The organism is Pseudomonas sp. H2_A10 (assembly GCF_054680085.1).
In genome coordinates, this window is the sequence record NZ_CP162821.1 from 3,169,178 (window position 1) to 3,182,596 (window position 13,419).

The 13,419-nt window shown below is 62.1% G+C and carries 9 protein-coding genes; 3 read left to right on the forward strand and 6 right to left on the reverse strand.

Features of this window, described 5'->3' with window-relative positions:
• Nucleotides 1-112 precede the first annotated feature (112 nt).
• From AB4O23_RS14740 to AB4O23_RS14750, 3 genes are all read left to right on the forward strand, one after another.
• Entirely contained in the window at nucleotides 113-1,813 is a 1,701-nt protein-coding gene (locus AB4O23_RS14740) for a glutamine--tRNA ligase/YqeY domain fusion protein (RefSeq protein WP_116077829.1), read from the forward strand.
• Between the two features lie 15 nt (nucleotides 1,814-1,828).
• A complete protein-coding gene (gene cysS, locus AB4O23_RS14745; protein WP_017527137.1) occupies nucleotides 1,829-3,211 on the forward strand; it encodes a cysteine--tRNA ligase in 1,383 nt (460 codons plus the stop codon).
• A gap of 456 nt (nucleotides 3,212-3,667) precedes the next feature.
• Nucleotides 3,668-7,294: a hypothetical protein gene (locus AB4O23_RS14750; RefSeq protein ID WP_267864560.1), complete on the forward strand. Its 3,627-nt coding sequence runs from the start codon at nucleotides 3,668-3,670 to the stop codon at nucleotides 7,292-7,294.
• A gap of 22 nt (nucleotides 7,295-7,316) precedes the next feature.
• Here AB4O23_RS14750 and AB4O23_RS14755 read toward each other — a convergent pair whose 3' ends face one another.
• Genes AB4O23_RS14755 through AB4O23_RS14780 form a run of 6 tightly spaced genes read right to left on the reverse strand, consistent with a single transcriptional unit; the run spans nucleotide 7,317 to nucleotide 13,377 of the window.
• A complete protein-coding gene (locus AB4O23_RS14755) occupies nucleotides 7,317-7,676 on the reverse strand; it encodes a Na+/H+ antiporter subunit G (protein ID WP_017527139.1) in 360 nt (119 codons plus the stop codon).
• Complete coding sequence (locus AB4O23_RS14760) at nucleotides 7,673-7,951, reverse strand: K+/H+ antiporter subunit F (protein ID WP_017527140.1); 279 nt, start codon at nucleotides 7,949-7,951, stop codon at nucleotides 7,673-7,675. The genes AB4O23_RS14755 and AB4O23_RS14760 overlap by 4 nt, the downstream gene beginning before the upstream one ends.
• A complete protein-coding gene (locus AB4O23_RS14765) occupies nucleotides 7,948-8,436 on the reverse strand; it encodes a Na+/H+ antiporter subunit E (RefSeq protein WP_017527141.1) in 489 nt (162 codons plus the stop codon). The genes AB4O23_RS14760 and AB4O23_RS14765 overlap by 4 nt, the downstream gene beginning before the upstream one ends.
• The gene (locus AB4O23_RS14770) at nucleotides 8,433-10,115 is read right to left on the reverse strand and encodes a monovalent cation/H+ antiporter subunit D (protein WP_223496144.1); all 1,683 of its coding nucleotides are present in this window, start codon (nucleotides 10,113-10,115) and stop codon (nucleotides 8,433-8,435) included. The genes AB4O23_RS14765 and AB4O23_RS14770 overlap by 4 nt, the downstream gene beginning before the upstream one ends.
• The gene (locus AB4O23_RS14775; RefSeq protein ID WP_003192163.1) at nucleotides 10,112-10,456 is read right to left on the reverse strand and encodes a Na+/H+ antiporter subunit C; all 345 of its coding nucleotides are present in this window, start codon (nucleotides 10,454-10,456) and stop codon (nucleotides 10,112-10,114) included. Before AB4O23_RS14775 ends, AB4O23_RS14770 begins: the two co-directional genes overlap by 4 nt.
• Nucleotides 10,456-13,377 carry a monovalent cation/H+ antiporter subunit A gene (locus AB4O23_RS14780; RefSeq protein ID WP_460063759.1) on the reverse strand — a complete coding sequence of 974 codons (2,922 nt, stop codon included), beginning with the start codon at nucleotides 13,375-13,377 and terminating at the stop codon, nucleotides 10,456-10,458. The genes AB4O23_RS14775 and AB4O23_RS14780 overlap by 1 nt, the downstream gene beginning before the upstream one ends.
• Nucleotides 13,378-13,419: the final 42 nt, after the last annotated feature.

Below are 13,419 nucleotides of genomic sequence, written 5' to 3' on the forward strand. Positions count from 1 at the left end.
CCCGGGCAATTAATTGGCCGCGCTCTGTCAGTGTCTTGACTGCTTCGGCTATCATGAGCCCTTTGTTTTATCTGGCCCCAACCGGCCACGAACCTGTCTGTTCAAGGATCCTATGAGCAAGCCCACTGTCGACCCTACCTCGAACGCCAAGGCCGGACCTGCCGTCCCGGTCAATTTCCTGCGCCCGATCATCCAGGCGGACCTGGATTCGGGCAAGCACACGCAGATCGTCACCCGTTTCCCGCCAGAGCCCAACGGCTATCTGCACATCGGTCACGCCAAGTCGATCTGTGTGAACTTCGGCCTGGCCCAGGAGTTCGGTGGCGTCACGCACTTGCGTTTCGACGACACCAACCCGGCCAAGGAAGACCAGGAATACATCGACGCGATCGAAAGCGACGTGAAGTGGCTGGGCTTCGAATGGTCCGGTGAAGTGCGCTATGCCTCGCAGTACTTCGACCAGTTGCACGACTGGGCCGTCGAGCTGATCAAGGCCGGCAAGGCCTACGTCGACGACCTGAGCCCCGAGCAAGCCAAGGAATACCGTGGCAGCCTCACCGAGCCGGGCAAGAACAGCCCGTTCCGTGACCGCTCCGTGGAGGAGAACCTCGACTGGTTCGCCCGCATGCGCGCCGGTGAGTTCCCGGACGGCGCCCGCGTGTTGCGCGCCAAGATCGACATGGCCTCGCCGAACATGAACCTGCGCGACCCGATCATGTACCGCATCCGCCACGCCCACCACCACCAGACCGGTGACAAGTGGTGCATCTACCCCAACTACGATTTCACCCACGGTCAGTCGGACGCCATCGAAGGCATCACCCACTCCATCTGCACCCTGGAATTCGAAAGCCATCGCCCGCTGTACGAGTGGTTCCTGAGCAACCTGCCGGTGCCGGCGCAGCCGCGCCAGTACGAATTCAGCCGCCTGAACCTGAACTACACCATCACCAGCAAGCGCAAGCTCAAGCAACTGGTCGATGAAAAACACGTGCATGGCTGGGATGACCCGCGCATGTCGACGCTGTCGGGCTTCCGCCGTCGCGGCTACACCCCGGCGTCGATCCGCAACTTCTGCGACATGGTCGGCACCAACCGTTCCGACGGCGTGGTCGACTTTGGCATGCTCGAATTCAGCATCCGCCAGGACCTCGACGCCAACGCCCCGCGCGCCATGTGCGTGCTGCGCCCGCTGAAAGTCGTGATCACCAACTACCCGCAAGACCAGGTCGAACACCTCGAACTGCCGCGTCACCCGCAAAAAGAAGAACTCGGCGTGCGCAAGCTGCCGTTCGCCCGTGAACTCTACATCGACCGCGATGACTTCATGGAAGAACCGCCGAAGGGCTACAAGCGCCTGGAGCCCAATGGCGAAGTGCGCCTGCGTGGCAGCTACGTGATCCGCGCTGACGAAGCGATCAAGGACGCCGATGGCAACATCGTCGAACTGCATTGCTCGTACGACCCGGACACCCTGGGCAAGAACCCTGAAGGCCGCAAGGTCAAGGGTGTGGTCCACTGGGTGCCGGCCGCTGCCAGCATCGAGTGCGAAGTGCGCCTGTACGATCGTCTGTTCCGTTCGCCCAACCCCGAGAAGGCCGAAGACAGCGCGAGTTTCCTCGACAACATCAACCCTGACTCCCTGCAAGTACTCACGGGTTGTCGTGCCGAGCCATCGCTTGGCGACGCACAGCCGGAAGACCGTTTCCAGTTCGAGCGCGAAGGTTACTTCTGCGCGGATATCAAGGACTCCAAACCTGGTCATCCGGTATTCAACCGTACCGTGACCTTGCGTGATTCGTGGGGCCAGTGATTTAAGGGAGTTGTCGTGTTAACGATCTACAACACACTCAGCAAGACCAAAGAAGTCTTCAAGCCGCTCGATGGCAACAAAGTGCGCATGTACGTGTGCGGCATGACCGTGTACGACTACTGCCACATCGGCCACGGCCGCAGCATGGTTGCCTTCGACCTGGTGACCCGCTGGTTGCGTTTCAGCGGTTACGACCTGACCTATGTGCGCAACATCACCGACATCGACGACAAGATCATCAACCGCGCCAATGAAAACGGCGAGGCGTTCGACGCGCTGACCGAGCGCATGATCACCGCGATGCACGAGGACGAGGCGCGCCTCAACATCCTCAAGCCGGACATGGAACCGCGTGCCACTGACCACATCCCTGGCATGCACGCGATGATCCAGACCCTGATCGACAAGGGCTATGCCTACGCCCCCGGCAATGGCGACGTGTACTACCGCGTCGCCAAGTTCATGGGCTACGGCAAGCTGTCGCGCAAGAAGATCGAAGACCTGCGCATCGGCGCGCGCATCGAAGTCGACGAAGCCAAGCAGGACCCGCTCGATTTCGTGCTGTGGAAAGCCACCAAGCCCGGCGAGCCAAGCTGGGAGTCGCCATGGGGCGCCGGGCGTCCGGGTTGGCACATCGAATGCTCGGTGATGTCCACCTGCTGCCTGGGCGAGACCTTCGACATTCATGGCGGCGGCAGCGACCTGGAGTTCCCGCACCACGAAAACGAAATCGCCCAGAGCGAAGCCGCCACCGGCAAGACCTACGCCAACGCCTGGATGCACTGCGGCATGATCCGCATCAATGGCGAGAAGATGTCCAAGTCCTTGAACAACTTCTTCACCATCCGCGACGTGCTGGAAAAGTACCACCCGGAAGTGGTGCGTTACCTGCTGGTGTCCAGCCATTACCGCAGCGCCATCAACTACTCGGAAGACAACCTCAAGGATGCCAAGGGCGCCCTGGAGCGGTTCTACCACGCGTTGAAAGGCCTTCCCGCAGTGGCTCCGGCCGGCGGCGAAGCGTTCGTGGCACGCTTTACCGAAGTCATGAACGACGACTTCGGCACCCCGGAAGCCTGCGCGGTGCTGTTCGAAATGGTGCGCGAGATCAACCGCCTGCGCGAGAGCGATCTCGACGCGGCGGCGGGCCTGGCGGCGCGCCTCAAAGAGCTGGCCAGCGTGCTCGGCGTGTTGCAGATGCACGCCGATGACTTCCTGCAAGCCGGCGCTGAAGGGCGTGTGGATGCGGCTGAGGTGGATGCGCTGATTCAGGCGCGCCTGGCCGCTCGCGCAGGCAAGGACTGGGCGGAGTCCGACCGTATCCGTGACCAACTGACCGCGATGGGTGTGGTGTTGGAAGACGGCAAGGGTGGGACGACGTGGCGGTTGGCTGACTGACGCTTGGTTGCCGCACGCTGAATAAAAACGCCCCGACTGGTTCGGGGCGTTTTTTTTTGTGTTCTCAACGCTCTCCTCGCGATCTCAAGTGATGTGAGAGGCAAGCCCGCAAGCCTGTATGAAATGGAACCGCCCGCCGCCACTTCCCCACTTAGCGAATAAGAGGCCTCTCTGGCCTGCCGATCAGCGATGACAGGTTCACATAACCTCTACCCGCTGATGCATAGGTAACGCGTTTGACAGCACCTGTTCTTAGGACGAGGACATTTTCAAAAGTCTCTTTCAAGAGGGTTGAATATGCCGGTCTCCATGATCAATCTCCACGCACGCAACAGTCTGTACCCCTCCCACCCATCGCCTGAGCCTGAGGGCCCGCGCATCGCCGTTTCGTCTGAGAACACTGCGCAGCCCGGCTCGCCTCCAGGCAACGGGTTATTGCGAGCGCCGGGCGGGCACGTGGCGCCGCTTCCCTTTGGTACATCAGCGTTCGAGGAAACCGCTGCACGGCGCGAAAAACGCTCGCTTTTGAACGTGCCCTCCAGCGCCACGCGTCACACCCTGGGCATGCTGGATGGCCCGGCGTCTGCCTCCGTCGAAGCAGATAAAATCCTGCAAACACAATTGACCGGGAAAATGGCAAGCGTGTCTGACTCGTCGGTGAGCGTACCCGCGAACGCCCTGATCTCGCGACCGTTCGAGATCTACAAGCAAGTGGTGAATCAGCCCGAAGTGCTGGCCTGGTTGAGGAGCAAGGGGTTTTCACTGGACTCGGTCGTTATTGGCCACAACGGCGTAACGGGCCTGGTCACCCGCGATGGTGTGGTCACCCGCCAAACCTATGCGTTGCAAGACACCTGCGGCTGGTGGCAAATATCCGGTCGAGTGATGCGCGCGCTCGAAGCACTGGACCCCTCACACCACGGCGTGCCTTACGTCTCTGCCGCCAGCTCGCACATTTCTCGCAACGTGGCGAGCCTGTTTTATGGCGTTCAGCCGCCTCACACCCCGGAGCAAGCGAGCGCATTGGCCGCGACGCTGGAGGCGGGTTGGCCCGCGCTCTCCACAGCCCAGACACGTAACCGCCAACTCAGGCTCGAATGGGCCAAGCGCGGTATCGCTGAAATGGACGACCGACACAACCTGGCGGACGCCTTGCAGCGAGTGGCGCAGGGCCTTGAAGACGATAAGCCGATAGCGTTATCGGCTACCGCGTTCGAGGTGTCTCGAACACACCCGTTAAAGAGCGATCACGAGGCTCGCACACGCCTGGCCGAGCTGATTGCACGCCCCGAGATGCAGGGTGTTTTGGCGGACCTTGGGCAAACATTGCCGGACCGGCCGGTGCGTATCAGCGAAGGCCGTCTGCAAGTGCTGCAACCCACGCTGAATCAATGGTTGGAGGTACCTGTCAGTGACCGTTGGAGCCAGCCGCTGAAAGACGCATTGGCGGCGCTCGTCGTGTCGAGCGAACCGTTCGGTAACGCGCTCTATTCAGACGATAGCCACGATCTGCGCCAGGTCGCCAGGTCGATGGGCCTGGGGGCGCTCGATACCGCCGGCCAGGCTCGCGCCGCTGCCAAATGGCTGCGCACCTACTTCGCGCCGACGACGCCTGTCGGTAATTACGCGACATTACTGCCTCAGCATTGGGCTGCGGGCGCCTTGTCGGCGGGTGACAAAACCAAGTTGATCGCGTTGGCGACGGATCAGAAGTATGGCGCCAATACGATAGGGTTCGCCTTGGGCCTGCACGCGGTGACACACGTCGACCCGCAGGAAACAGCCGCCAAGGCAGACCAGATCTGGGACGACATACTCAACACCCCGCAGGCCCGGCAGTGGGGGCTGGAGCTCGCCCAGGCGTTGAATTGGTATACGGGGAACGCCGACAGTGATGCCGCGCAACACAAAAACCTGCTGACCAGCGCCATCCTGCTCAGTGTCGACCCAGATGTTCCCGGCGTCCCGGGAAGCGCCGCGGGTTACCCGTTTTATACGCCGGCCAACATGGGCCGTGAGATGGGGGCCGTACGCAAAGACTTTGAAAAGCACCTGATCGAGAAGAAAGGCGTGAGCGTACGGGCTGCACCGTTGGTGGCTCATCTGTTCCTGGCACATGCCGCCCCGGAGTTTTTGGTGAAACCGGACCAGCAGGAGTCTGCAGCGCTCCCCGGGCCGCTACGCCAGGCGCCAGGCAAAATACGTATCGGCAGCCCGGCGTGGATGACGCTCAGCCTGGGCACCGCATTGGCTGAAGTGTGGGGCGGTGCCGGCGCCAGTCGCGGCATGAGCCTCACCGAGCTTGGCGCATTGACCACCCTGCAAGCCGTGCAGCCGCAACAACAGGTCCTGGCCATAGGGCTGGGTGCCAAGTTGGTGCTGGATGCAGGGGTCATGACGGGGGCCGTGCCGCGGCGCAGCGACAACCGCTATACGCCAGAGGATTACCAGTTGGCGTCTAGCGCCATAGCCCGTCGCAGCGAGGCGCTCGAGCAGTCCGTCGTCACACTGGGGACGGCGCCGCCCACGCGTAGCAGTCTGGCGATCAAGGCACTGAAACAGGCATTTCCCGAGCTGACCGAGCGCGAGATCGAAACGCTCACGTTGACCAAGCCCGCGACGAAACACAGCCTATCGGGTGTGGGCATTAATACGAAGTGGCCGACCTTGGTCGAGGCGTATGCAACGGGCGATCTGCATGAGCATTGGTTCAAATTCAGCCACCCTCGAATGACCCAAGCGCAATTTGAAGCCCGAATACAGACACTTCCGCGTATTGCCGATCAGGTCGCAGGTGCAGTCGATGAGTACCTGAGTGATGTCAAAGGTGCGATGCCCTCGCTGATGAAGATGAGCCTTGCAAACCTGCCGCTTGACGTTCGGCAGGCGCTTGAATGGGGGGAGGTCGACGTCTACAGGCTGCGTCGGGAAACCGGTGAAACGCAGAAGGATGACGCTGCCAAGGGCAATAAGGTAGCCCGGAACCGTGGGTGGCACGGGGTACTGCTGCGCAGCAAATACAACGGTAAATACCGCTACCTCGAATTTTTTCCCACGTCCGGGACGATCATTGATCGCACGGCCAGTCTGGCGGGGAACAAGTCATTGAACCTGAAGGGGGGCGTCCTTGAAAAAGAGACCGTGCCCAGATGGAGAAGTGGCGAGAAGACCCACTGGTATCTGCGGGGCACAAGGCAGCCTTTTGATTTCAACGCCTACCTCACCGGGGAAGCCCCTCGCGAGAACACCTGGTCTAAGGTCATCATTTCCAAAGTCGGTGCTTCCCTGGCGGGGTCAACGGCCAAAGGCGCCGGCGACAACCGTAATGACTGGGTGCCCGACACCTTTGCCTCGGCTAAAAGCCAGGCGATTGTCGACACTGTCCTGACGGGTAATTACCTGGGCAATTTCAGCGGGCATCGCCAGGAACTCATTGACCATGCCAATGCCATGCTGCCCAGCGAAGACACTGTTCGAGGCTACGTCAATCGTCTGACGAGTGGGGAGAACGGTCGCGCACTGGTGTCGATGATTTCGTTCATCGGCCCATTGGTGGATATCTATGAGGGCAACGTCAAAGACGGCTTAAAGAATCTGGCAATCGATGCATTGCTGCTGATTGGCGCGGGAGGACTTCAGGGCGCCCGCAAAGCCTGGAAGGCGGTCAAGTTTGCCTCGCGCCTGAACAAGCAGGCATTTGGCATTTCTGCTCTTAAGGAAGGCACGGCATTGCTGCGTGGCATTTTCAACCCGGCGGATGGCTTATCCAACCTGCCGAGCCTGCCGGGTCGACTCACCAACTTTTTAAGACGTTCGAGCAAGGGTGTCCCCGTCAGAATCGGGATGGGCGTGTATGCACCGGTTGATATTTTTGCAAAGCTTCGCTTCACCCGTGACACCACTCCCACGGTCGTCGACATGCTCAATAAGGCGAATGCCCAGCAGGTGACTCCCCTGCAGGGCACGGTTAACCAAGTGGAGTTGCAGGCGATCCAGGCAGGGGGGCAATGGTATGCGATCAATCCCCACAGCGGTTTACCGTTCGGCTCGCCCCTCCAGGGTTTTGTCCCAACACACCCTTAGCACCCACGGGCTGATGGCGTCGCTAGGCTGATTTGGAGCGTTCAGCTCGGCGACTGCTGACCTCGGCGGGCACATCGTCACCGGCCATGCGTTTGCGAAACAGCGCCGTACGCGCCAGCAAAAGGGTAGTCACCGGCACGGTGATCGACAGCAGAATCGGGATCAACCAACCGTGCAACACCGGCCCGGACTTGAGTACCGAAAAATAGATGATCGACGCCAACGCCACACACCATGCACCCAGCGTCGAGGCCAGCGCCGGCGGGTGCATGCGCTGGAAGAAGTCCTTCATGCGCAGCAAGCCAATTGCTCCGATCAGCGCGAACACACTGCTTAATACCAGCAGCACAGCCACGAGGATTTCCACCCATAACGGCATCATTCAATCACCTCCCCACGCAGCAGGAATTTGGCCAGGGCAAACGAGCCGACGAAGCCGAACAGCGCGATCAACAGCGCCGCTTCAAAGTAGGTATCACTGGCGTACCGGATGCCCAGCACCAGCATCATCAGCATCGCCAGGATATACAGGTAGTCCAGCGCCAGGACGCGGTCCTGGGCCGAGGGGCCTTTGAACAGGCGCACCAGGGTCAGCACCATGGCCAGCGAGAACAAAAACAGGCTGAACAGGATCGCATTGGCGAGCAGGGCGCTCATTCGAAGATCTCCATCAGGGGCCGTTCATAGGTGGCTTTGAAGTGTTCGATAAACGGCGCTTCATCGTGCAGGTCGAAGACATGCAACAGCAGGAGGCTGCGGTCCAGGGCCAGCTCCGACCAGATGGTGCCGGGAATCACCGTGGTGATCATCGACAGCGCGGCGAGGCCGTTGGGGCTGCGCAGATCCAGGGGGATCTTGATGAAGCGCGAGTGTGGCGGGCGTGAGCCGCAGGTCAGGACGCGCCACGCCACTTGCAGGTTGGAGACAATCACGTCGCGGCCCACCAGCAGAAACAGGCGCAGGATCACGCCGGGACGGCGCAGGCTTATCGGTTGCGGGCGCAGCGGTGCCATCATCCACGGCGCAAGAACGCCCAGCAGTGCGCCCAATAGCAGGTTGCCGGGGCTGACCGACAGGTTCAGCAGCAGCCACAGTATGCACAAGGCCAGCGATAACCACGGGGCAGGGAGCAGGCGTTTCATGGCTGTACCTCCCGTGCGGCGGCCTTGGCTTCAGGGCTAGGCACCGGGCGCGTGGCCATCACGGCCATCACGTAGCGCTCCGGGTTGTTCAAGCTCTGGGCGGTGGCCAACGTGTAGTGCAGCAGGGGTTCAGCCTTGAAGGTCAGCGCAATGCTCAGGCCCAGCAGCAGGAAGATCGGCAGGCACTCATAGCGCCGCAACAGCGGCGAAGGGCGCTCTTCGGGGGTCCAGAAGCGTTGGATGCCCAAGCGCGCAAAGGCGATCAATGAAGCCAGCCCGGACAGAATCAGCAGCGCCACCAGGCCCCAGGCCGCCGGGCGAATCGGCTCATCCACGGCATTGCCCAGGCCCAGCGGGTTGACCAGCGCACTCAAGAGGCTGAGCTTGCCGATAAACCCGGACAACGGCGGCATGCCGATGATCAGCAGCGCACAGGCGATAAAACTCAAGCCCAGGAAGGCCATGGTCCAGGGAATGACCTGGCCGACCACGGCTTTCTGTTCGTCATCCAGATTCACGCCTGGCCGTGGATGCAGCGACTCCATGGCCTTGGGCAGCGCATCGATTTCTTCATCCAGCGGCAGGTCATTGGCCGAGCGCGACCGCTCGATCAATTCCGCCAGCAGGAACAGTGCGCTCAGCGCCAAGGTGGAGCTGATCAGATAGAACAGCGCCCCGGCGGTGAGGCTCGGCTGGGCAAAGCCCACCGACGACAGCAGGATCCCGGCCGATACCAGAATGCTCAGGCTCGCCATGCGTTCCAGCCGCTGCGCCGCCAGCATGGCCAGCGCCGCGCAGACGATGGTCGCCATGCCGCCATACACCAGCCAGTCGCCGCCAAACAGCGCCGATGCGCCGGCCTGGCCGGAAAACAGCAGGGTCCACAAACGCAGCACGGTGTACACGCCGACCTTGGTCATGATCGCAAACATCGCCGCCACCGGCGCGCTGGCCGAGGAGTAGGCGGGCGCCAGCCAGAAATTCAGCGGCCACATGCCGGCCTTGGCCAGGAACGCCGTCGCCAGGATCGCCGCACCCGCATGCAGCAGGCCACGGTCAGCTTCGGGCACCAACGGAATCTTCAGCGCCAGGTCGGCGAAGTTCAGCGTGCCGGTCACGCCGTAGATCATCGCCGCGCCAATCAGGAACAATGACGACGCCAGCAGGTTGATCGCGATGTAATGCAGCCCCGCCGATACGCGCGCGCGGCCGGAACCGTGCAGCATCAAACCGTAGGACGCCGCCAGCAGCACTTCGAAGAACACGAACAGGTTGAACAGGTCGGCCGTAAGGAAGGCGCCATACAGGCCCATCATCTGAACCTGGAACAGGGCATGGAAACTGGTGCCGGCACGGTCCCAGCGGGCCATGGCGAACAGCAGCGCGCTCACGCCGATGATCCCGGTGAGCACCAGCATCAGCGCCGACAGCGGGTCCACCACCAGCACGATGCCGAACGGCACTTGCCAGTTGCCCGGCAGGTACACGCCAATCGAGCCGGGGCCGTCTTGTTGCGTCCAGTACAGCAGCAACACGGCAATGCCCAGGCCGATCAGGCTGGAGAACAGATTGATGCGCGCCTTGAGCGGGCGGCGCTTCTCGCCGAGCATCAGCATCAGCCCGGCGGTCAGCAACGGCAGCAGGATCGGCGCGACGATCAGTTGATTGACCCCATTCATTCCTTGGGCTCCCGGCCATCCACGTGGTCGGTGCCGGTCAGGCCTCGGGAGGCCAGCAGCACCACCAGGAACAATGCGGTCATGGCGAAGCTGATGACGATGGCCGTGAGTACCAGTGCCTGAGGCAGCGGATCGGTGTAGTTGAGCAGGTCCTGCGGCACACCGTCCTTGATGATCGGCTCCTTGCCGATAAACAGGCTGCCCATGCTGAAAATGAACAGGTTGACCCCATACGACAACAGGCACAGGCCCATCACCACCTGGAACGTTCGCGGGCGCAGGATCAACCACACACCGGAGGCCGCCAGGACCCCAATGGCAATCGCGATGACTTCTTCCATCAGGCGGCTCCTTCTGTTACGGCAACGGGTTGGGGCTGGTTGCTCGGTTTGTGCGCGCGCACCGATTGGTGGCCGAGGGCGGTGAGCATCAGCAGGGTGGAACCGACCACCATGGCGTACACCCCAACGTCGAAAAACAACGCACTGGCTACATGGATATCGCCCAGCAGCGGCAGGCTCACATGCCAGGTATGGGTGGTGAGGAACGGGTAGCCGACAAACAGCGCGCCGAGCCCGGTGAGGGTCGCCGACAGCAGCCCGAAGCCCATCCAGCGCATCGGCCGCAGGCGCATCTGCGCTTCGACCCACTGCGTACCGGCGACCATGTATTGCAGAATGAACGCCACCGACATCACCAAGCCTGCGACGAATCCGCCGCCCGGTTGGTTGTGGCCGCGCATGAACAGGTAGAACGACACCACCAGCGCAATCGGCAGCAGCAGGCGCACCAGTACCGCCGGCACCATCATGAAGCCCAGGGCGGTGTCGCTGGCCTGGCGCGGGTTGACCAGGTCGGTGGCCACGTCCGGCGCCAGTTGGCGCTGTTGCGCGGGCAGTTGCATGCTTTCCTTCGAAGGGCGGAAGCGGCGCAGCAGCGCGTAGACGGTCAGCGCCACGGCGCCGAGCACGGTGATTTCGCCCAGGGTGTCGAAGCCCCGGAAGTCCACCAGCATCACGTTCACTACATTGCTGCCGCCGCCTTCGGGCAGGGCACGGCTCAAGTAGAACGAGGAAATGTCGTTGGGCGTCTGGCGCGTCAGCATCGCGTAGGACAGCAGCGCCATGCCGCCACCGACCACGGTGGACAACAAGAAGTCACGCAGGCGACGGACACGGGCCTTGCGCAACGAACTGGGCAGTGGCGAGACATCTTCGATCCGCCGTGGCAACCAGCGCAGGCCGAGCAGGATCAGCACCGTGGTGACGACTTCGACGACCAATTGGGTCAGCGCCAGGTCCGGCGCCGAGAACCACACGAAGGTCACGCAGGTCATCAGGCCGCACACGCTGACCATGGTCAGGGCCGCGAGCCGGTGATACTTGGCTTGCCAGGCGGCGCCCAGGGCACAGGCAATCGCCAGCAGCCACAAGGTTACGAACACGACGGAACCGGGGATCTTCGGCCGCTCGCCCCAGGTGAGGCCACTGTGCAGCAGCGGGATCATGGCGCCTATCACCGCGACGATCACCAGCAGGAACAACTGCGTTTGCAGGCGCTTGGTGCTGATGCGTTTTTCGATCTTGCGTACCCCGCGCATCATCACCACCAGGCAGCGTTCGAAACCGCGCTTGCCGTTGAAGTAGCTGATGACCGGCGGGTATTTGAAGCGACCGCGCTTGAGTTGCTTGCGCAGCATCAGGTAGAGCACCACGCCGCCGGTCATGGCCACCAGGCTCATGATCATCGGCGCGTTCCAGCCATGCCAGATCGCCAGGCTGTACTGCGGCAGCACACCGCCCACCACCGGCAACGCGGCGGCGGCGAGGATCGAACCGACCATCTGGGCCGGGAAGATCCCCACCAACAGGCAGGTCAATACCAGCAGCTCAACCGGCGCGCGCATCCAGCGCGGTGGTTCGTGGGGCGTGTGCGGCAAATCGGTGGCGGGCGGGCCGAAGAACACATCGACGGTAAAGCGCAGGGCATAGGCCACGCTGAATGTGCCGGCGATGGTCGCAATCACCGGCAGGGCGATTTCCACCCATTTTGTCGCCGAGATAAACACCGTTTCGGCGAAGAACATCTCTTTGGACAGGAAACCATTGAGCAACGGCACGCCGGCCATGGAGGCGCTGGCCACCATCGCCAGGGTCGCGGTAAACGGGATCAGCCGCACCAGGCCGCTGAGCTTGCGGATGTCCCGCGTGCCGCTTTCGTGGTCGATGATGCCCGCCGCCATGAACAGCGAGGCCTTGAAGGTGGCGTGGTTGAGGATATGGAACACTGCCGCGACGGCGGCCAGCGGGCTGTTGAGCCCCAGCAGCAAGGTGATCAGCCCGAGGTGGCTGATGGTGGAGTAGGCCAGCAGGCCTTTGAGATCGTTTTGAAACATGGCGCAGTAAGCGCCGAGGAGGAGGGTGAGGGCGCCGGCACCGCCGACGATCCAGAACCATTCTTCGCTGCCCGACAGCGATGGCCACAGGCGGGCCAGCAGGAACACGCCGGCCTTCACCATCGTCGCCGAATGCAGGTAAGCGGAAACCGGTGTCGGCGCCGCCATGGCGTGGGGCAGCCAGAAGTGGAACGGGAACTGCGCGCTCTTGCTCAACGCGCCGATCAGCACCAGGGTCAGCATCACCGGGTACAGCGAGTGCGCGCGAATCTGATCGCCCGCCGCCAGCACCTGGTCCAGGTCATAGCTGCCGACGATATGCCCCAGCAGCATCACCCCCGCCAACAGGCACAAGCCGCCCGCGCCGGTGACCATCAACGCCATATAGGCGCCGCGTCGTGCATCGGCGCGGTGGTGCCAGTAGCCGATCAGCAGGAACGAGAACAGGCTGGTCAGTTCCCAAAAGAACACGATCTGCACCAGATTGCCGGAGATCACCAGCCCGAGCATGGCGCCCATGAAGGCCAGGAAAAACGCGAAGAACCGCGGCACCGGGTCTTCCGGCGACATGTAGTAGCGCGCATACAGCGACACCAGCGTGCCGATGCCCAGCACCAGCATCGAGAACAACCAGGCGAAGCCATCCATGCGCAGCACGATGTTCAGCCCCAGGCTGGGCAACCACATGAATTCTTCGCGGATGACGCCGCCATAGGCGACCTGGGGGTAGAGCAGGGCAACTTGAACAGTCCCGACCAAGGCCACCAGGCCGGCCAACAGGGATTCGGTGTTACGTGCGTTGTGCGGCAGCAAGGCCGCCAGACAGCTGCCGATAAAAGGCAGAAGCAGTAGAACTATCAGGGACATAGGCTTCTAATCTGCGGGAGTTTGGGATGCATCATACGTGCC

Coding starts and splice junctions, on each gene's coding strand:
- AB4O23_RS14740 (WP_116077829.1), top strand. CDS start 113: ATGAGCAAGCCCACTGTCGACCCTACCTCGAACGCCAAGGCCGGACCT.
- AB4O23_RS14755 (WP_017527139.1), bottom strand. CDS start 7,676: ATGATGCCGTTATGGGTGGAAATCCTCGTGGCTGTGCTGCTGGTATTA.
- AB4O23_RS14760 (WP_017527140.1), bottom strand. CDS start 7,951: ATGAGCGCCCTGCTCGCCAATGCGATCCTGTTCAGCCTGTTTTTGTTC.
- AB4O23_RS14765 (WP_017527141.1), bottom strand. CDS start 8,436: ATGAAACGCCTGCTCCCTGCCCCGTGGTTATCGCTGGCCTTGTGCATA.
- AB4O23_RS14770 (WP_223496144.1), bottom strand. CDS start 10,115: ATGAATGGGGTCAATCAACTGATCGTCGCGCCGATCCTGCTGCCGTTG.
- AB4O23_RS14775 (WP_003192163.1), bottom strand. CDS start 10,456: ATGGAAGAAGTCATCGCGATTGCCATTGGGGTCCTGGCGGCCTCCGGT.
- AB4O23_RS14780 (WP_460063759.1), bottom strand. CDS start 13,377: ATGTCCCTGATAGTTCTACTGCTTCTGCCTTTTATCGGCAGCTGTCTG.